Annotated in this window: 18 protein-coding genes and 1 tRNA gene; 3 read left to right on the top strand and 16 right to left on the bottom strand. The window is 43.0% G+C overall.

Features of this window, described 5'->3' with window-relative positions:
* From PYS60_RS02935 to rnhA, 15 genes are all read right to left on the bottom strand, one after another.
* The gene (locus PYS60_RS02935; protein WP_315570700.1) at positions 1-579 is read right to left on the bottom strand and encodes a DUF1788 domain-containing protein; all 579 of its coding nucleotides are present in this window, start codon (positions 577-579) and stop codon (positions 1-3) included.
* Complete coding sequence (locus PYS60_RS02930) at positions 579-1187, bottom strand: DUF1819 family protein (protein ID WP_449224107.1); 609 nt, start codon at positions 1185-1187, stop codon at positions 579-581. The genes PYS60_RS02935 and PYS60_RS02930 overlap by 1 nt, the downstream gene beginning before the upstream one ends.
* Positions 1187-1438 (bottom strand): helix-turn-helix domain-containing protein, encoded by a 252-nt coding sequence (locus tag PYS60_RS02925; RefSeq protein ID WP_315570699.1) that lies wholly within the window; start codon positions 1436-1438, stop codon positions 1187-1189. Before PYS60_RS02925 ends, PYS60_RS02930 begins: the two co-directional genes overlap by 1 nt.
* Before the next feature lie 353 nt (positions 1439-1791).
* Positions 1792-3249, bottom strand: coding sequence for an InlB B-repeat-containing protein (locus tag PYS60_RS02920; RefSeq protein WP_315570697.1), 1458 nt, complete (start codon positions 3247-3249; stop codon positions 1792-1794).
* A 484-nt stretch (positions 3250-3733) separates the two neighbouring features.
* Positions 3734-5233: an N-acetylglucosamine-specific PTS transporter subunit IIBC gene (gene nagE, locus PYS60_RS02915; RefSeq protein ID WP_315570696.1), complete on the bottom strand. Its 1500-nt coding sequence runs from the start codon at positions 5231-5233 to the stop codon at positions 3734-3736.
* 52 nt (positions 5234-5285) lie between these two features.
* Positions 5286-5543, bottom strand: a complete 258-nt coding sequence (locus PYS60_RS02910; RefSeq protein ID WP_315570695.1) for an HPr family phosphocarrier protein — start codon at positions 5541-5543, stop codon at positions 5286-5288.
* A gap of 28 nt (positions 5544-5571) precedes the next feature.
* Positions 5572-7191, bottom strand: a complete 1620-nt coding sequence (ptsP, locus tag PYS60_RS02905; RefSeq protein ID WP_315570693.1) for a phosphoenolpyruvate--protein phosphotransferase — start codon at positions 7189-7191, stop codon at positions 5572-5574.
* Between the two features lie 23 nt (positions 7192-7214).
* On the bottom strand, positions 7215-7718 hold the full coding sequence (locus PYS60_RS02900; protein WP_315570692.1) for a PTS sugar transporter subunit IIA: 504 nt from the start codon (positions 7716-7718) through the stop codon (positions 7215-7217).
* A 198-nt stretch (positions 7719-7916) separates the two neighbouring features.
* Positions 7917-8669, bottom strand: a complete 753-nt coding sequence (locus tag PYS60_RS02895; RefSeq protein ID WP_315570690.1) for a DUF1461 domain-containing protein — start codon at positions 8667-8669, stop codon at positions 7917-7919.
* Positions 8670-8679: 10 nt separating this feature from the next.
* The gene (locus tag PYS60_RS02890; RefSeq protein WP_315570688.1) at positions 8680-9297 is read right to left on the bottom strand and encodes an HAD family hydrolase; all 618 of its coding nucleotides are present in this window, start codon (positions 9295-9297) and stop codon (positions 8680-8682) included.
* A gap of 215 nt (positions 9298-9512) precedes the next feature.
* A tRNA-Val gene (locus tag PYS60_RS02885) sits at positions 9513-9586 on the bottom strand.
* A 61-nt stretch (positions 9587-9647) separates the two neighbouring features.
* Complete coding sequence (locus PYS60_RS02880; protein ID WP_315570686.1) at positions 9648-10487, bottom strand: bifunctional 5,10-methylenetetrahydrofolate dehydrogenase/5,10-methenyltetrahydrofolate cyclohydrolase; 840 nt, start codon at positions 10485-10487, stop codon at positions 9648-9650.
* Between the two features lie 18 nt (positions 10488-10505).
* On the bottom strand, positions 10506-13985 hold the full coding sequence (locus PYS60_RS02875; protein WP_315570684.1) for a DNA translocase FtsK: 3480 nt from the start codon (positions 13983-13985) through the stop codon (positions 10506-10508).
* Positions 13986-14024: 39 nt separating this feature from the next.
* Positions 14025-14609: an NUDIX domain-containing protein gene (locus PYS60_RS02870; RefSeq protein WP_315570682.1), complete on the bottom strand. Its 585-nt coding sequence runs from the start codon at positions 14607-14609 to the stop codon at positions 14025-14027.
* 29 nt (positions 14610-14638) lie between these two features.
* Positions 14639-15115, bottom strand: coding sequence for a ribonuclease HI (gene rnhA / locus PYS60_RS02865; protein WP_315570681.1), 477 nt, complete (start codon positions 15113-15115; stop codon positions 14639-14641).
* A gap of 303 nt (positions 15116-15418) precedes the next feature.
* On the opposite strand from rnhA, the gene PYS60_RS02860 reads away from it, so the two are divergent.
* Together PYS60_RS02860 and PYS60_RS02855 are read left to right on the top strand one after the other, a co-directional pair.
* Positions 15419-16594, top strand: a complete 1176-nt coding sequence (locus PYS60_RS02860; RefSeq protein ID WP_315570679.1) for a Maf family protein — start codon at positions 15419-15421, stop codon at positions 16592-16594.
* A 19-nt stretch (positions 16595-16613) separates the two neighbouring features.
* The gene (locus PYS60_RS02855) at positions 16614-17639 is read left to right on the top strand and encodes a radical SAM protein (protein WP_315570677.1); all 1026 of its coding nucleotides are present in this window, start codon (positions 16614-16616) and stop codon (positions 17637-17639) included.
* A 78-nt stretch (positions 17640-17717) separates the two neighbouring features.
* On the opposite strand, the gene PYS60_RS02850 is transcribed toward PYS60_RS02855, so the two are convergent.
* The gene (locus PYS60_RS02850) at positions 17718-18368 is read right to left on the bottom strand and encodes a redox-sensing transcriptional repressor Rex (RefSeq protein ID WP_315570675.1); all 651 of its coding nucleotides are present in this window, start codon (positions 18366-18368) and stop codon (positions 17718-17720) included.
* A gap of 160 nt (positions 18369-18528) precedes the next feature.
* Here PYS60_RS02850 and PYS60_RS02845 point away from each other — a divergent pair, with 160 nt between their 5' ends.
* Entirely contained in the window at positions 18529-20433 is a 1905-nt protein-coding gene (locus PYS60_RS02845) for a M13-type metalloendopeptidase (protein WP_315570673.1), read from the top strand.
* Positions 20434-20453: the final 20 nt, after the last annotated feature.

Raw genomic sequence — 20453 nt, 5'->3', positions numbered from 1 at the left:
CTATTTCACGAGCTTAAATGCTCTGTAGTAGTTATCATCTTTAATCTCGTTGAAGAGAATCAGTTCTTGTTCGTTATATGTTCCTGGAAAGAACATGACCACCGGTGCCTTTACAAAAGCCTGATGTAAATTGTTCAGTACCTTATGTGATCGCAGAATCGGATAACACTTTCCAATTCCAGTTAAAAACACGATTGCATTATCCGGAGTATGATCTTTTATGTACTGCACGATGATGCTGTCATCGTCATTAAACTTCATAGAATTACTTACTGCTTTTGTAATTCGTTCCAAACCTTTGTTCTTCTCGAAATCAAAGCATTTTTCAATGAAATTCTTCTTCTCCAAAAAGTCGATAATGATGTCGTAGAGATCGAACACAACCAGTTCGAAATCATCTGTACCATTCTTATTTTTATTTTTCAGATACTCAATTCGATCACGCACTTCCATTTCTTGTTCCGGCGGATAATCAAATACCCAGTAATTCACTTCATTTGCTCTGCCACTACTTTGACGAAACTTTGGCTTTTTAATTTCTACCTCCATCTCATCAAGCCGTGCTGCTAAGTCTGCCATTATCTCACCCCTGTTAATGCTTTGACGCACGCTTCCATATCATGATCTTCGAGCCAGCGCTGCATCACCAGATCGAGAATCGGTTTCAAAATTTTTCTCTCATCCTTGCCCTTATCCGTAAGACCAGCTTCAAAAAGCATCGTCTTATAGCACCTACCAAGTCTTGTAAGAGTTGCATCTGTCCACTTGGCAACTTTCTCATCCTGAAGCTGCTTATCCTTGAAGAAAATGCGGATATCACTATCTGAAAATATATTGCTTCCAATGATCATCTTTTCTCTAACAACTTCATACACGAAATCAAAAAACAGAGTGTCATACGCCATTGCAGCAACTAGCGCAAATAATTTCTGCGAAGCCACGTCGCTCTCTAAAAACACCGAGCAAAAACTTTCATCTAATGTTCGAACTCTGCCTGCTACCGTGCTATAAATCTGCTCACTTCGAAGAGTTGTTGGCGCTCCGAATATGTTCTGTTCTTTGTTCAGATATTTTATCTCATCTAAAGATTTTCCTTCTGCCATGAAACTCACCACCTTGCGAAACTCCATAAACCAGAAAGACATCTTTACAGCTCCTGCACTGTAAGATTTTCTTTCCACACTCATCACTCTCCCTTTTGTTCTTCGGCCTTGTCCTTATTATCTTCCAATATCGGATTAGGGATGATTTCCAATATATCTTCTACATTACAACGCATGTTGACACAAATTCTCTCAATCACATCCATCGTAACATTCTCACCATTGGCAAGCTTACTTACAGTAGCTGCACTAATTCCTGTAAGCTTCCGAAAATCTTTTTTCATCATATCTTTGTCAATCAACATCTTAAATAATTTCTTGTAGGAAACAGCCATAGTTTGCACCTCTCTGGCATATCTTTGTACAATTTTTGCATTATAAAAAACATAATACTACAATTCCGTCTAAATTTGAATCGGTTTTTGATAAATAATCATGTGCTCGCGATATTTATTTTGATTGATAATAATTATTCTCTCACTTGCGATCATAAATGAATTTTAATGTCCTTAAACATTAGACACTATGAAACTTTGCCTTGGAGCATCATATTATTTCTTATTGAGAATAAGAAAGCTTACATCTCAAATAACACTTAAAAAATAGCATACAAAAAGATGGCTCTAACATATCGCTAGAGCCACCTTCTAATAAACAATACCGGTTACTTAAAACAAGCAGTGCCTACTTATTTGTTTTCTTCCATCATTTTCTTCTTACGAAGAATTGCAAGTCCGGCAATCGAGAAACCTAGCGCTGTGAGCAAGCCTGCAAACGATGCCGATTCACCTGTCTTAGAAATCATGCCAATATGCTTTTCAGGCTGCGGCTTGAGTTCCGGCGTAGGCGTAGGCGTAGGCTGATTAGGCTCCGGATTCGGTGCCGGAGTTGGATCCTGTGTCGGCACAGAATCTTTCGTGTAAATAGCATACACAGTCATATCGCTATTAACTAAGCTTGCTCCCGTAAACGCATCACCTTTACCGTCAGCCTTCGTATTCCATTCCTTGAAAGTATAACCGGCCTTCGTTGGATTCTTAGGCATAGACTCATCAGTATCAATAGCCTTACCGGTTTCTACCTTTACTGTTGCATGCGTCTTATCGCCGTCCTTGAAAGTAACCGTGCTTCGAATTTGCTTCCAATTAGCATTGAACACGGTATTAGCATTCAAAATATACGTATCACCCGGATTATAAGTTTGACCGGCAGCATCTACCCAGTTTAAGAACTGATAATCTTCGCGCGTAGGCGCTTGAGCAAACATAATTTTTTTACCGGCTATAGTTACTTCGTACTTCGTGTTCTCATTTTTATTATTGAACACTCCTCCATTTGCGTTAAAAGTCGCACGAGCATTCCATTGTGCACGGAGTAAAAATATGCCGTCATACAATGGGTCTAATTTCTCATCGTTCCACAACATCCAATCGCGACTATAATCAGAAAATGGCGATTTGCTATTCCAGTAGTAGCGCTTGCCTACAACATTTTTTTGTCTATACGAATCAGTATCGGGTAACTCGGTAAACCATCCGCCAAATACTAAATTATCTTTTGTTGGATCAGCTGGAAAATCAACCGTATTATCCTTTTTTACCGTATTGACGATTGCATCTGATTGACCGTCAACTTTTCCTCCCTGTAAGTCGAATTTCACCTTCATTTGATCCAGCGAAATACGTACAGGCATACTACTATCAACAACTACTTGAAATTCAGCATAATTTCCAGTTGGTTTAGGATACGTATAATCAGACTCCCACGAAAGATTATAGTTATCAGGAAGCTTTGAAGTATCAACTTTGATAGTTACTTTTTCACCATTTGCAAAATTGCCAACCGTACGTTCACATCTATTATTTAATTGTTTCGCAACTTCAAGTTCTTGCCCCTGACTGTCGATAACTGTTATGGGAAGATTTTTCCACATATTTTCCATTTCAGGACTAAGCTGTCCAAGCGCCCCGGGCGTTGTATGACCTTTGCCTAATTCTTTTGCATAGTTTATAGATATTTGTAGCGGTTGCTTATTCGTATTATTAACTTCAACTGCTTGTGCAGTGACTATACCGGCAAAAAGTCCAATCGCTGCTATAAAAGCAACTACTAAACTAACAACTTTATTTATTCTTTTATTATTCATTTTTGTTCCCAACCAAATTAATGATTATAGTAATAATATTTTTATTAAATTAAAAATTTATATAGTGCAAATGCAAAACTAAAAATGCATGTAAATATGCATAATCACTATCGTTAGTGTATCAGATTAACTATTAAAAATCTCGCACCCAACATAACTGTATTGTTCTTGTAATAATATATAAGCATTTTATTATTTTTAATTATGATTCCATCTGTGCAACATCTAAATCAATTATTACCCTCTTCAAATCCACAATTGCGCTCCATATACTCCTACTCCTCCAAAACTTTCACTAAATTATCACCTTCTAAAACTCGCTGAAGAAAGTCTCAAATTTTGCTTGTACTCATGCTGTGACAAACAGCGAATACCTGGCGCTGTCCGCAACAAAGCAGCTTGCAACCCGGCAACGCAGCGACAAAAAAGGCGTAACCGGCAAACTACCGATTACGCCACTTTAAGCGACATTTACAAATGCACCTTACATGCCGGCAATCTTGTGCAACGCATCAGCCACAAACTGCACATCCGGTCCGATAATAACCTGCAAAGCATTTTTGCCCGGCTTCAGCAAACCTGAAACATGTAAATTTCTGATTCTCTTCTCATCGACAAGATTATCGTCAACCAATTCCAAACGCAATCTCGTAATGCAATTGTCAATAGAAACAATATTCTCACGTCCGCCCAAAGCTGAAAAAATTTCCTGCGCCATATGCTGATAATCTTTATTAACATGCGAATCATCAGCTTCTTCCGCCTCGGTATTATCCTCGCGGCCGGGAGTTTTCAAATTCAAAGTCTTAATCAAAACAGTAAAGACAACGAAATAAACAACAAAGGCGACCACACCGATTAACAATAAGAGCAGACCGTTTTTGGCACCCGGAGCATTGAAGCTCAAGACCCAATCGACAAAACCGGCGGAGAATTGGAAGCCGGCGCGAACAGGTAAGTAAGCGCACAGAGCAACAAAAATACCGGTTAACAAAGCGTGCACCAGATAAAGGACCGGAGCCAAGAACATGAACGCAAATTCCAAAGGCTCGGTAACACCTGTGAAGAAGGAGCACAAAGCAGCCGAAGCGCAAAGGCCGATAACCATCTTCCTTTTCTCTGGTTTAGCCGTAACAACGAAAGCCAAAGCGGCAGCCGGCAAACCGAACATCATAATCGGGAAGAAACCGGTCATATAAATACCGGTAGCGGAAACCTGCCCGCCTCCCAAAGTATTAATCATAACTTCCGACAAAGGCAGAACTTTGGCACCTGAACCCCAGAATCTTGCAATATCCGAAATACCGGCAATATCAAACCAGAAAACGGAATTCAAAGCATGATGCAAACCGACAGGAATCAACAGGCGGTTAAAGAAAGCGTAAATACCGGCGCCGACACCTCTGAGGCCGATAATTGCCTGACCGAAATTTACTAAAGCGTTGTAGACTGCCGGCCAGATGAAGAACAGCGGAATGCAACAAACTAAAGTAATAAGAGCCGTCATAATAGCGACGGAACGGCGACCGGAGAAGAAAGCCAACCATTTTGGCAATCTCGTATCTTTGAAGGCGTTATAAGTATGTCCGCCGATCAGACCGGAAATAATACCGATAAACTGTGTAGAAATTTTGGCAAAAGCAACAGGAACTGTCGTCGGATCCAGGCCCAAAGCCTTATAGTACGCAGTTACGGAAGCTGTGCTCAAAACGGTTGTAAAGACCAAGAAAGATACCAAACCGGCCAGAGCCGACGTACCTTCTTTATCTTTGGCCATACCGACAGCAACACCGATAGCAAACAGCAGCGCCATATTGTCAATTAAAGCACCGCCGGCTTTCAGGCAGAAAGCTGCAATAATGTTACCTGAGCCCCAAGCTTGAGGATCAATCCAGTATCCTATGCCCATCAAAATACCTGCAACAGGTAAAGCGGCAACAGGAAGCATCAACGACTTACCTAATCTTTGTAAGTACTTAATCATAATATCCCCCTTTATTAATTCCGACCTCGGTCAGAACATAAATTTGGTTTACTTATAAATTTTCGGCAAAAAACTTCTCCAACTCGGAAGCTGCCGTTTTTTCGTCTTCACCCTCAACACTGACGGTAAAAGTATCGCCTTTTTTCAAGCCTAAAGTTAACAGGCGGATCAATTTCTTGCAGTCGACTGTTTTGTCACCGAACGTTAAGCTCACCTTAGACTTAAAAGAAGCGCACTTGGTGGCCAACAATCCTGCCGGTCTGGCATGCAAGCCTAAATCATCTTTGATTGTGTAAGTAAATTCTGTCATATTTCCTCCAATTATGATATATTATACACTAAAAAGCAGTGTGTGCAATAGCGCGGCGTACGGCCAATGTTTTAGCGGGAGAAACTGATAATTCCGTAAAACCGTATTCGATCAGTTTCGAGGTTAAAGAGGTGTTGCCGGCAAGTTCGCCGCAGATACCGGCCCAAATGCCGTGTCTCTGGGCAGCTTCGGCCACCATTTTCATCAAGCGTAAGACAGCTTCATTCGTATCGTCGTATAAGTATGCGACATCCGGATTTTGGCGATCACAGGCTAAAGTATATTGCGTTAAATCATTAGTACCGATGCTGAAAAAGTCAACTTCCGCCGCTAATTCATCCGCCAGTACACAGGCTGCCGGTGTCTCGATCATAATGCCGAAAGGAATATCGTCGGCAACTTTATAATCGGCTTTTAACAACTCTTCCTTGCACTCGGCGATTATCTGCTTGCACTGTCTGACTTCGTCTACCGAGATAATCATCGGAATCATAATGGCCAATTTACCGTATACGGAAGCACGTAACAGGGCTTTCAGCTGCTCTTTAAACAAAGGTTTATCGGCCAGACAGATGCGCACAGCTCTTTTGCCCAAAGCCGGGTTAGCCTCTTTTTTCAAGCGTAAACAGGTAACTTGTTTGTCTGCACCGATATCCATAGTTCTGACGATCAGCAATTTTCCCTGCAAAGCTTTTAAGGCTTTGGTATAAATTTCAGTCTGTTCTTCTTCTGTCGGTAAGCTCGAACGCCCCATGTACAAGAATTCGGAACGGAACAGGCCGACACCTTCGGCACCGTTAGCTTCAACGGCCGCAATATCATCGACGCTACCGATATTGTTGTACAATTTGATAACTCGGCCGCTTTTCGTGACGCTGGGCTTATGCAGATAGCGTTTCAGCTCTTCCAGTTCCGCCTGTCTGTCGGCAATTTTGACTTTGTAATCGGCCAACAATTCCTTATCCGGATCACTTATCAGACAACCGCTCACCGCATCCAAAATTACAAGATCGCCGGTTTTCAGGTCTTTCTGCTTCACGGGAGTTTGAATCAAAGCAGGGACGTTCATCCCTCTTGCTAAAATCGCCGTATGGGAATTGGCCGACCCTTGCCGCAAAACGAAGCCCAATATCTTGTCTTTGCGGAAAGTCACAGTTTCAGACGGTTCCAGATCATCTGCCAGAATCACAGACGGTACGGTTAATTCCGTTTGAGCTTCCACATTGCACAATATCCGGATTAAGCGATTGGAAATATCCTTAAAATCCAAAGCCCGCTCCTGCATGTACGCATCATCCAGGCTTTGCATCATTTTGGCGAAATTGTCTCCGGCCGTATAAACGGCATGCGGCGCATCAACCCCGGAATTAATCAGATTCCGCACTTCATCTTTGAAGTCATCATCCTGAATCAACATCCTGTGAACTTCAAACAGCAAGGATTTATCCCTTCCCAGTTCGTTCAAAGCTTTAGTGAATAATTGTTTCAGCTGCTCCGTAGCAACCTTGAGCGAATGTTCGAACTTAGCCTGTTCTTCCGCTATCGTTCCCTTGACATATTCGCATTTATCCAAGGAAAATTTCTCATAAACAAAAACAGGCGCAACAACCAAACCGGGCGATATAACCCGACCTTGATATGTAGTCATTATATTTCATCACCTTTCAAATACTATTTGCGTAAAACTACCATTTCCGTATCGCCGGCAGTTACCTGAGCGGCATCTTTAACTTCAAAGTGCTTAAATTCATTGTGATTGCAAATAACCATCATAACTGTTGCCGGATGCTTATGTTCCTGCAAAACAGCCTTATCAAACTTGATTAAAGGCGTACCTTTAGTAACTTCATCACCGGTTTTTACCAAAGCCGTAAAGCCTTCTCCCTGCAATTTAACCGTATCAATCCCGATATGCAAAAGCAGTTCGGCATCTTTCACCTGCATAGTTAAAGCATGTTTGGTCGGGAAAACTTGTGTAACTTTGCCGCTGGCCGGAGCAACCAAAGTATCACCGCTAGGCTCAACTGCCACGCCCTTACCTAACATTTCGCCTGAAAATACCGGATCGGCAACGTCCTTCAGTGCGACAAATTGACCGTCAACCGGAGCACACAGCACAACTTGCGCCGCTTCTCCGTCTTTACCCAGTAATGATGATAATAAATTCTTAAACATACACTTACGTCCTATTCTAATACATGTGTAGAATAAGCCCGCTTATTTTTAAGCAGACAATAAGCATATTTTAACATATTCGCTGATATTAAATGCACTGCAGTAAGCGGAAAAGGCGCCAATAAAGTCCATTTATTCAGCTTGTTTGCACAAAATTTATAATTTATTCCGCTCCATTTTGTGTAAAATGCAACAAAATCAGCCGAGTGTACGCAGTTTTCGACTTAATTTGAGCAAAATTCGAAGCACGAGCAAAATTAAAGCATAGGCTACGACTAAAGCAGTGACAGTGACTGAAATAATGTATTGAACCAGATTGGAAAAAAACTCACCCTCAACCAAATTAATCAGGCGGGATTCAGCCGGATCAAGTTGCCACAAATCATTAGTAAAGAGCAATTCATGAAATTTCCACCAAAAAGTGGAAAAATCACAGGCAGCAAAGACGGCAACAAGGGCGATAAACACCAACGCCGTCACAATACCGCCGATAAATCCGGCACGATAGCTTAAAAGATAATCTGTCCATAAAGTTGCCGCAGCTCGGCGATACAGCAAAGGCAGTAACAAAAACAAAAGTACGAATAAGGTCAGAGCCGCTTTTTGGCTGAACATAACTCTTTGCAGCAAGCTCTTGACATCGACCATGTGGTCCTTTTCCCGCCGGTTGAACATTTCCGTCTTCTGTCCGGTACTGAGCAAGCGAACTTGCAGATTAAGATCGTCACGTCGCTGCAAAAGATAGTCGAAAAGGCAATCTACGGATTTATTCAGATCCGCCGCATCAATGTCCACTTTCGTCGACGTTTGTAATTTGCGGAAATTATCCTGATAAAACTGTCGATTAAAGCAACAGTAAGTTAAACTTTGTAATAAGATGACCCAGGTAAGACTCAGGCTCATTATTACAGCCAAACTTATTTGTAATCCGTTTCGTTGATACTTGCCCATAGTTAACGCTTTACAGCTCCAATAATTCCTGCGGCCGCTTCAAGTAATAGGCACAGGCAGTAGAAACAGGTAATTTCGTGCCCCAACCGGCCAACGCCGCATCGATGCCGGCAGCCTCCGCACATTGCAAATCGAAAAGTGTGTCGCCGACAAAAAGAATATCCGCCGCTGAAGCTCCCGTTTTTTCCATATAGCACAACAATATATCTGGCGCCGGTTTGCGTTTCTGCACCATATCGCCGCAAACGGCTGTGCCTAAATATGAATAAAGAGGCAATTTTTCAAAATCTGCTAAATATTCCGCATATATTCTGCTTGTGCCGATGCCCACGTTAACGCCCCGGGCGTGTAACTGCATTATTGTCTGTTCGATACCGTCGAAAAATTTCGGCGGTTCCTGATATTCAATCAGATAGCGTTCCCACAAGCGAATGATAGGTTCTACATTGTCATATCCCAATTTAGTTAAAATCGGTTCCGGTGCCATCCCCATCGCCCAGCCTAAATCTTCAACCGGATGGTCAACACCGCGCATGTCAATTACCGCCTGTCTGAGTGTTGATAGGACTTTCAACTCGCTGTCCACCAAGGTGCCGTCAACATCGAAAACAATATGTTTATATTTCATCTTCCTTTTCTCTCACTTCTGTAGGCTTATACTACTTTACAAGGATATTTTTACAATTAAATTAAAATTAGATAAACTTACGGGCTTTTCTCCATTTTACACGAGTGGTACTTACTTTTATCATTTTTTATTAGTTAAGTTATCCAAGTTTTGCTGCCCTGCTGCTTAGCAGAAAAAAGCAGTAAAAAGCACCGATGCAAATATCGGTGCGAAAATGGGCGATACAGGGCTCGAACCTGCGACCTCATGCGTGTGAAGCATGCGCTCTAACCAGCTGAGCTAACCGCCCGTTGTTGCTAATTATATCATTAAATCGACACAAAGCAACTTAACAGGCCCGGCGCATAAGACTAATGCGTCAACCAGGCCTGAACACAATTGCAGATCAATTGCGCCACTGTTAAAAGTCCTACGCCTCCGGGTACCGGCGTATAAGCTGCCGCCTTGTCATAGCAGGAATGATTAACGTCCCCGACCAGTTTTCCCTGTTCATTCCGATTAATTCCGACATCAATCAAAATAACGCCGTCTTTCACGGCCGCAGGCGGTAAAAATTCCGGTTTGCCGACGCTGACAACAATCAAATCCATCGTTTGGCTGAGCGTAAATAAATTTTTGGTTTTGGAATGAGCTATCGTAACGGTTGCATCTTCACTGAGCAACATTGCGGCCAGGGGTTTGGCAACAATATTGCTGCGGCCGATGATTAAGCAATTTTTCCCTGCCAAAGGTATATCGTAATAATGTAACAGAGCCATAATTCCCGCCGGGGTACAAGGTCTAATACCCGGGACATTGAGCCAGCAGGCACCCATATGCTCTTTCCCGAAGCCGTCAACGTCTTTATCCGGTCTGATAGCCTCCTGCACTTCAGCTACATTTATATGAGCCGGTAAAGGTAATTGCACCAAAATTCCGTCAGTTGTCTTATCCTGATTAAGCTCTTTTATTTTGCTTAAAATATCAGCTTGTGTGCAGTTTTGCGGCAAAATAATCGTTTCATTAATTATGCCCGTTTCATCACAAGCTTTCAGTTTATTCCGTACATACGCCTGCGAAGCTGCATTATCTTCGCCGACCATTATGATAGCTAATTTGGGGGCTCGGCCCAAGCGTTGCAAATTACTCTCAATCACGGTCTTAGCCTGCCGCTTCATTTCGCTTGCTACATCTTTTCCTGCTAATATCATTTAAGTTTCTCCTTGCCGTCAATTCCGACTGATTCTGATTTCCCGCGGTTTGGAACCGTTTGCCGGTCCTATTATCCCGGCCCTTTCCAAGCTGTCGATCAACCTGCCGGCTCTGGGATAACCGATATTCAGCCGTCTTTGTAAGATGGAAACGGACGCATATCCGGCTTCCATTATAATTTCGACTGCCGCATCGAACAACTCATCTCGGTCATTATCCGTGCTGTTATCTCCCGTCCCGTTATTTTGCGAGGTAAAAATATCTACCGGTTCCGTAACATAATCGGCATCTGCTTCTTTGAGAAAATCTACGACAGCTTCCACATCCTGATCGCTGATAAAAGCGCCCTGTCCCCGCAACGGCTTAATAGCACCTCTGGGATTATAGAGCATATCTCCTTTACCTAATAACTTCTCGGCGCCGGAACCATCAAGGATGGTACGCGAGTCGACTTGAGAGGAAACGGCGAAAGCGATTCTGGAAGGTACATTGGCTTTAATAACACCCGTAATAACGTCAACGGAAGGTCTTTGGGTAGCTAAAATCAAATGGATACCGCAAGCTCGGCCTTTGGCGGCGATACGGTTGATTGCGTCTTCTACTTCCTGAGGTGCCGTCATCATCAAATCGGCCAATTCGTCAATAATAACTACCAAATAAGGCATATGTTCCATGACTTCATAAACCATCTGACCGTCAGTCTGTTTAACAGTTTTCCTGACTCCCTGATTTTTGGCGACATATTCATTATATGACTTGATGTCCCGCACGGCCGCCCGGGCCAGTAATTCGTATCTTCTGCCCATTTCGACACAGGCCCAGTTCAGAGCTTCGGCCGCCTTTTTGGGATCGGTTACTACCGGTACTAATAAATGCGGGATACCGTTATAGACACTCAGTTCCACCACTTTGGGGTCAACCATTATCAGTTTGAGGTCTTTGGGATGGCAATGATACAGCAAACTGATCAGAATGGCATTTATACAAATAGATTTACCGCTTCCGGTTGCACCGGCGATTAAAGTGTGGGTCATATCGGCCAAGTCGGCAACAATCGGTTGTCCGGGGATGTCTCTGCCCAAAGCAACTTTCAGCGGCTTATTATTGTTTTTCCAATCATTACCGGCCAGTATTGAACGTAAATCAACGATGCGTTTGTCTTTGTTCGGTATTTCTATGCCGATGGCGGATTTGCCGGGAATCGGAGCTTCGATTCGCACTCCGGTTGCCGCCAGGCTTAAGGCTATATCGTCATTCAAGTTGACAATTTTTGAGACTTTAACGCCTACGCCCGGGCTTAATTCAAAGCGGGTGATTGTCGGACCGGTTGTGATGTTGATAACCTCGGCATCTACGCCGAAGCTTTTCAAAGTAAATTCCAATTTATCGGCTAAGGCTCTGATTTCAGCTTCAGAATTATTGTTGCGATTGTTCTGTACCGGCGTCAGTAAGTCAAGGTCGGGATAAATATACGGTTTTTTGGGAGAATCGGGCTTCCTTGTCAGTTCGTCCAAAGCTGCCTGTTTCAGCAAACTGTCTTTACGATCTCTTTCAGTATATATAAGCTGTCTTGAATTGGCTGCCGTTGTTTTATGTTCTTCTTCCACGTTGTCTTTCGACAAATCCAAGTCGGCAACTACTTCAACTTTTTTGTCCGTTAAATGAGCAGCTGCTACAGCGTCTGTTGCTGTCGGGCCGTTTGTTTGGCTCGAAGCAGAAGGAACAGGCGCAAGTACGGCTGTTTCCGCTGTGGCGGCTGTTTCCGACTCGTGCGCAAGTTCAGGTTCGGCAGCGACAGCAGTTTCAGGTTCGACAGCAAGCTCCTTTATGGCCGCAGGCGCAGGTGAACTGTAAGCGGAAGAATTTAGCGGCGAAATGTCGGCCGTAATATTGTTCAAAGGGTTATAATCGCCGAAAGTTCCGGCAACATCTGCGCTTGCAGCTGTTGTATTCAATTTGAAAGGATCAACATCGACAAGATGCTTAACCGTTGTAAATTGCGGTTGCAGCGAAGAACTGTTAAGCACGCGATACTCACGGGCCAGAGCTGAATTTTCCGCTTCATTAGCGATTTTACCGGTATGCGGTTCCTGTAAATCAGCTACCAGATTACCGACTTTTTCAGCTTGAGCCTGCAACTTTTCGCCGGTCGTACCGGGAAATTCTTTTTTGTCAGCTTGCGCCTGTTTTTGCAGAAAACTCGGCAAGGAATTGTCCACAGCGTTAAAAGCGGGCAGAATTACAGGCTGATTATGCACGTTCACCTCTATTTCCCGATCAGGTTCAAGGCTTTCAGGCGGCAAAGTTTCGACAAAAGCGGGATTAAATATATTACTGTGTCTGATTTCCGGCAAAATTTTACCTGCCGCCTGTTGTTGCCAGCGACTCATGTCTATCAATTGCGGTTCCGGTAATTCTTCTTTCCCGACAGAATCGTTTTCCGCTGTTAAGTGAGTTGAATGCTGTAGCTGCTGCTCGTTCGCATCTGCAGTTTGAGGCTGCTGCTTGGCATCACTTAAATATTGGGCGGTATTTATAGGTATAACGGCAGGTACAGTCGTTGCCGCTTCTTCCACCTTATTCTCTTCTGTGCTCGGTGCATCTTCTGCGTCCGGTAAAAGCGGCGTCACTGCACTTGTATTCGAACCGGTACCGGTTGCAGCCTCATCTGCAGCAGCGGCAGAAATCTCATCTGCACCTGCTTCTATTTGCGGCAATTTTCTCAACGGCAATTTAATCTGCTCGGACGGTTTTTCCAATTCAGCTTCAGTATAATAATTTTCTTTTTGCAATTCGGCAGCATGCATATCGGCCAAAGTTTCCTGCACCGCCTGCTTAATATTACTGTGCGAGCGACGCACAATATCACTCAAATTGAGCAGCCATTCCAAAGCGGAAAAGCCGAAAATAATGCGCAATTCGCCCAAAGTTAAAGCAAATAACACAACTTTTCCCGCCAAAGAACCGAACATTTCATAAAAGGCCAGGCTGAAAGTTCCGGCAATAATTCCCATCGGTCTGCAATTATGCAGCAAAGGATAATTATCAGGAGAAATGCCGGCCTGCCAAAGTAAATTGAAAGCGGTGCTTGCCCGCAAAGTGCTGGTATTCAACCAAAGGCTCTCTCCCTGTGTCTGCCGGTAATAACCGGTTAATTGCTGAACCTGATTAATAAAATCCTTCTGATCAAGGGTAAAGAACTGCAAAAGTGACGCTACAAGTAAATAGAGAATGATACTGTGAAAAATCAAAGCACCCGGCAACGGATGTCTGCTGCTGCGCGCGACAATAAAAGCAGCCAGCAAAATAAGGATGAGCGAAAAATGATAAAGAGGTCCGAAAAGACCGCAGGAGATATAACGCAAAGCTACTCCCATAGCACCTGAAACATCAGGGGGTAAATAAAACGAAATAAACAGCAGAGAAAGAAAACACAGCAAAACAAGAACTGTAATTTCCTTCACGCCAATATTGCCATTCTTCTTATAATTCACCATTACTTACTATTCCATTCTCCGTCAATTATTATCTGCAAATTACTCGCTGCAACGGCAACCCTTTTCCCTCATCGTCTTAATCTTATAGGCCAAAATGATTGTCTTGGCATCATGAATTTGCCCCTCTTCGATTAATTGTAAAATTTCGGACAAAGTCAAATATTCTACTTTAACGTGCTCGCCTTCATCCAAATGTTGTGCCGTTCGTTTTAACTGATCGGCGTAATACAGAAATATTTTTTCGGTCGAATAGCCGCATGTCGGGTAAACATAGCCCATTTCTTTGACAGACGCGGCCAAATATCCACCTTCTTCTTCCAGCTCTCTTTGGGCGCAGACTGCCGGATCCTCTCCTTTTTCGATTTTACCGGCGGGAAATTCGAGCAATTCCTGCTGAACGGCAAAGCGATACTGTCGCACCATTAAAAATCTGCCGTCCGGCAAAGCCGCCGCGATGCAGCAACCGCCATGGTGTTGCACAACTTCACGCGGATAAGCGCATTGATCAGGTCCTTGGATAGTGTATTTTATCGTTTCAAAAACTGCGCCCTGAAATTTGCTCTCTTTGCCTATTTCTTTTTCTAAAAATATAGAATCCGTTTTGTCGCCTGTTAATTTTTCCATAAATCCTCCCTTTAATCAATAGCAGTCCGTTAATCCGAAGGATGCAAGCGTTTGTAAGTTTGCCACTCTTTAACTGCCAAAACATCACATCTGTTGTTGTAATAATCGTCGGCGTGGCCTTTTACTTTAACGAATGTAACGTCATATTTTTCTACAAGTTCCGCCAGACGTTTCCACAAATCCTGATTGCTGACTGCTTTTTTGGCACTATTGACCCAATTGTTCGCTTTCCAGCTTCTAATCCAGCCGGAATTGAAAGCATTGACCACGTAACTGCTGTCACTGTGGACTATCACTTTAATCGGACGATTGATGCATTCCAGCGCGCGAATTACAGCCGTTACTTCCATTCTGTTGTTGGTTGTGTCCGCCGCTACACCCGAGATTTCTTTCTCGTGTCCCTGATAAATCAACACGGCCGCCCAACCTCCTACTCCCGGATTACCCGAGCAGGCACCGTCCGTATATATACGTAAAATATTGTCTTTTGCCGGTTCGGCACTCATAATTCCGCTCCTCAAGATTTTGGATTGATTCTTTTAATTATATCATCAATGCCTTCAGGCGACAGAGGAGCCGGCAGAAGGGCCTAAGGCAGAACAACTACAAAGCGGGCAGGATAATGTACGGCAAATTTTCCGGTCGAAGCAGATTTCTGCCGACACTTCCGCTTGCACTGTAAGTTTGAATTATACAGCTGAAATATACGGCCTAATTATCAAACGGAATAATTGTTATAAATTTGCAATCCATAAACTCACTATCTATTCTATAATATTATTTTGTAATGCAAATATGGAGGAATTAACATGTCTACTCAATTATTATTAGCCAGTTCTTCACCTCGTCGCAGAAGTATTCTTAATTTGGCAAATATAGATTTTATTACATATAGTCCACAGGTTGATGAATCTGCTATTAGCAACAAACTGCTTGAAATATATAAGGGCGCCTGTCAATCGGCTATGGGCCGAATTATTACAGGCGAGTTGGCCTTGCAGAAAGCTCTGGCCGCCGCTTATTTGACGAAAGCTCCTCTTATTCTGGCTGCCGATACTTTAGTTATGTGCCGCGGTTATATTTTGGGCAAACCTCAGGATGCCGCCGTTGCTCACAGTATGTTCAATTTATTGTTGGGTAAACAGTTAAGCTCCGAAGATCTTGCTCTTCTCGGTACCCCCAAAGCGACGGAGGAAGATCGGCAACATCAAATTAAAGGACAATATCACCAAGTTTCAACCGGTGTCTGTCTATTAGTTCATAAAAATTATTATCAGAGCAATTTATCCCCGGAATTGTCCAAGCGCCTGAAAGAGGTAAAGACCGCCTATCCGGAATTGAACGAATATTACAAATTATCCTTTGTCGAACAGGCCGGTGTATATATGCAGGGAGATACGGCATTTGCGCAAAAAACGGTGGATGATTATATTGCTGCCGGTAATTGTTATGACAAGGCCGGTGCTTACGCCGTCCAGGAAAGTACTGCCGCTTTAATTAACGGCATTGTCGGCGATGTCTATACTGTTATGGGCCTGCCTTTACACGCGCTTTTGGAACAGTGCAACGAAATATTGCCGTTAAGAGCTGCCGAGGCGATAACAGACGTCCCCGAGGTTAAGGAAGTGAAAGTCCGTACTGTCGCCGAAGAAACTGCTTTAAAAGCCGAATCTGCGCCTGAACCGGAACTCATAAATACTAATACGCGTAAAAGCGCTTTCAGCCGCTTCAATTCCGCTTTAATGCACATGAATAATAAAGAGAAAGCAAGCAATACCCTGCCTGCCTCTCCGACTGCAGACGGACAGTTAAAACAGCAAAGCGGGACGGAGAAAACGCCAATGGTACCGGACTTAAGCTTGAGTCGACCTCTAATTTTCGATAATTCGGCAACTGCAGTCGGCCAAGTCAACAGTTTGCAAAGCAAATTGCAGGAGTTAAGACGAAATGATTCTTCGTTACCGTCATTTTTGCAAAAAAATTAAGTCAGCAGTTTAATCCGACATGAATCAGGAAAATCTGGAAATATTAAACAGTCTGAAGCTCGATTCCGACCTCAATTCCTGGCAAAAACTATATCGTTGTTGTCAAATTTGTCCGCAGAATTGTCGGGTCAATCGTTTGGCCGGAGAGCTGGGCTTCTGTTTGACCGATAAAGATTTGCACATTGCGCGCGCCGCTTTGCATTTTTACGAAGAACCGCCGATTTCCGGGGCTTCAGGCTCGGGTGCAATTTTCTTTACCGGTTGTAATATGTCTTGTGTTTTTTGCCAGAACTGCGCTATTTCCACTTCCAGAAGACGGAAAAATGTGAATAAACTCGGCAAAGTTTTCAGTCAGGAAGAATTTCTGCAAACCTGCTTTGATTTGCAGGATCAAGGTGCATGTAACATAAATTTGGTTACCGCCGGCCATCAGTTGGCGACTTTAATTCCCTGTTTGGAAAATTTGAAAAAGGCGGGCTTAAAAATTCCTCTAGTTTATAACAGTTCTTCTTACGAAAATTTGGAGATGATTAAAAAGCTCGACGGTCTTATTGATATTTATTTGCCTGATATTAAATTTTATCGTTCCGATTTAGCTGCAAAATATCTGGGTTGCCCCGATTATCCGGAAGTAAGTTTCAGTGTTGTGCGGGAAATGTACCGTCAAGTCGGTAAATTAAAGTTTCAAAAGCAGCCTGTGACTGCAACTTCTAAGGCCGCCTGTCATTTTCCGCTATTGAAAAAAGGGCTTGTCCTGCGGATTCTGCTCATGCCCGGCTATCTGAACGATGCCAAAGCGGTTTTAAGTTACGCTTACACCTGTTTTTCGGACAATATCTACATCAGTTTGATGAACCAGTATACTCCTATTCCCCAAATACTGCGAAAATATCCTGAACTTAATCGACATGTGAAAACGGAAGAATACGAAGAATTTGTCAATTTCGCGCTTGATCTGGGCGTTAAACATGCCTTTACGCAGGATGAAAGTACTCAGAGCGATTCTTTTATCCCCGATTTTCAAATGTATAATCCCGACATATAAAAACGCCCGTCCGTACGGGATAAACCCGCTTAACGGAACAGGCGCTTAATAATTTACAATGCTTTTTCAGCTGAGAACTCAGCCGTTGGCATTCAAACGTTTCAATTCATATTGGTTCCACAACAAAGCTAATGATTGTGCCAAGTCAACGTTCTCAACAATAACTGCATCGTTCAAATTCAGATGAACGGTAGAGAAGTTCCAAATAGCTTTAACGCCTAATTGTGCCAACTTCTCGGCTGTAGCTTGAGCCTGATCATGAGGAACGGTCAAAATAGCCAATTCCGGCAACTTGTGCTTCTCAATCTCGTTAATGTTGTAAACAGGGACTTCGGAATCCTTGTACTTGGCAATCAAATCCGGATTGATATCATAAGCAGCGGAAATTGCCAAACCGTACTCTTTGAAACCTGAGTAATGGAGGAAAGCACCGCCCAAGTGACCAACACCGATTAAGACAGCTTCACGAACATTGTTGTAGCCGAGGAAGCTCTTAATATCGTTAATCAAACGATCGATGGGGAAACCTGTACGGGGTTTACCTGAGTCTGAAACCCAAGCCAAATCCTTACGGACCTGAATACCGGTCAAGCTGAGCATGGAAGCAATTGTCGATGAGGAAATTGCTGTCATTCCCTTAGCCTGCATGTGCAACAGGCAATTCAAATAAGTAGGCATTCTACGAATTGTAGGAGCCGGAACACTTTCAGTTCTAACACGTCTAAACATATTAAATCTCCTTCAGTATTAATCATAATTTACATATTATACTAATATTTTTATATTATAGCAGACTTATCGGTATACAACATATGGTATAATCAAGATTAATCAAAAATTAAAAAAGATTTATAAACAAGCCACAAATGACAGGCTGTTAGGAGGAACAATGAGGTTAGAAGACGATTTTTACACCTACGTTAATGCAGAATGGCTTAAAAATGCCGTAATTCCGCCGGATCGCCCCGCTACGGGCACGTTTCACGAATTAGATGAATCTATTGAGAAATACTTGTTGAAACTGTCCGAAACTTGGCTGCAAAAGCCTGAATCGGTAAATGATAATCCGCACTTGTCGGCTTATGTTAAGCTTTTACGCCTGGCCAGAGATGAGAAAAGCCGCGAAAGCAACGAAATTCCCGCATTATTGGGGCTTTCCGCCGAATTGGATAAGTATACTTCCTTTGCAGAAATTTGCCGAAATTATGGTAAATATAAGTTTACAGGCCTGCCTTTTCCGTTGACCATAGATATAGAGGCAGATATGAAGCGGGCACGCAAAAAAATCCTTTATTTCGGACCGGCCGGAACAATTTTACCCGATTCTACCTATTATCAACCGGGGCATCCGCAAGCTGCGCAACTGTTGGATAATTACAAGCACTGCACCTCAGCTTACCTGCAGGCATTAGGTTTGAGCAACGTAGAAGAGTTGGTAGAATTAACCATGAAATTCGATGCCTCTTTCGCTATTTACACCAAGAGTAATGAGCAAAAGGCCGATTATGTCGACAGTTATCATCCGCAAACTTTGCAAACCTACATTGATAAATTGCCGGCGGAGCTGCAGGCATTGGGAACGGAACTGCAGAATATTTTCCATCTGTCCGCTGATGATATTGTCAGCGACAGTGAACCGGAATTTACAGCCTCTTTGAGCAAATTTGTCAATTCGACTGATTTCTCCGCTTTTAAGGCTTGGGCTCTGGTTAATTTTCTCCTGCACAACAGCAAATATTTAACTGACGATTTGCGCATTAAAGGCGGCGAATATGGGCGTATGTTGCTCGGAGCGGCCGAACCGCGTAATTTTGAGAGATATACTTTTGATTTAGCTAATTCGTATTACAGCGATCCTGTCGGTCTGTATTATGCTCATACCAATTTCAGCGAACAATCTAAAATGGATGTTTTAGAAATGTTGAAGCAGATGATTCAAGTCTATGAGCAAAGGCTCAGTCAAATTACCTGGTTATCGGCTTCTACCAAAGAAAAGGCTATTAAAAAGTTAAAGGCGCTGCAGCTGCATATTGCTTATCCGGATAAAATCTCGCCTTTGTATGATAAGCTTTTGCCGGTAATTGATGAAAATAAGCCGTCTCTGCTCTTAACCTGTACGCAATTGAATCAGACTATTTATCAGTACACTATTGATAATTTTGCGCAGGAAATTGATCCTGAACTGTGGTCGATGCCGGCTGATATGGTTAACGCCTACTATTCCCCTTCTAAGAATTGCATTGTTTTTCCGGCGGCAATATTGCAAAAGCCCTATTATGACCTGGAGTCGCCTAAAGCTGCCAATTACGGCGGTATCGGAGCTGTTATGGCCCATGAGATTTCTCATGCTTTTGACAATAACGGTTGTCGTTTCGATGAAAACGGTAATTTAGAGGACTGGTGGCAGCCGGAAGACTATGAGGCTTTCAAAAAGAAAACGCAGGAAATGATTGCTTTATTCGATAACTATCCTACTCCGGCAGGTAAATGCAACGGCAAATTAACTGTTTCGGAAAATATCGCCGATGCCGGCGGCCTTGCCTGTGCTTATACGGCTGCAATAGCGAACGATAAAGAACATGAAGCGGAATTTTATATGTCCTGGGCGCGGGTTTGGCGTTCCAAATTTACGCCGCAATTTGAGAAAATTCTCTTGTCTTTGGATCCGCATGCACCTTGTATTCTCAGGGCTAATCGCCAGTTAATGAACTTAAGTCCTTTTGCGGAATATTATAAATTACAGCCCGACGACGGCATGTATTTGGCAAAAGAAAAGCGAGTCAGTATTTGGTAAGAAAATTTGATAAGAAAAAA

Origin of the sequence: Amygdalobacter indicium (genome assembly GCF_029101545.1) — a bacterium.
Classification (GTDB): Bacteria; Bacillota; Clostridia; order Saccharofermentanales; family Fastidiosipilaceae; genus Amygdalobacter; species Amygdalobacter indicium.
Note: the sequence above shows the minus strand (reverse complement) of the source record. Positions and strands in the feature narration are given on the sequence as shown.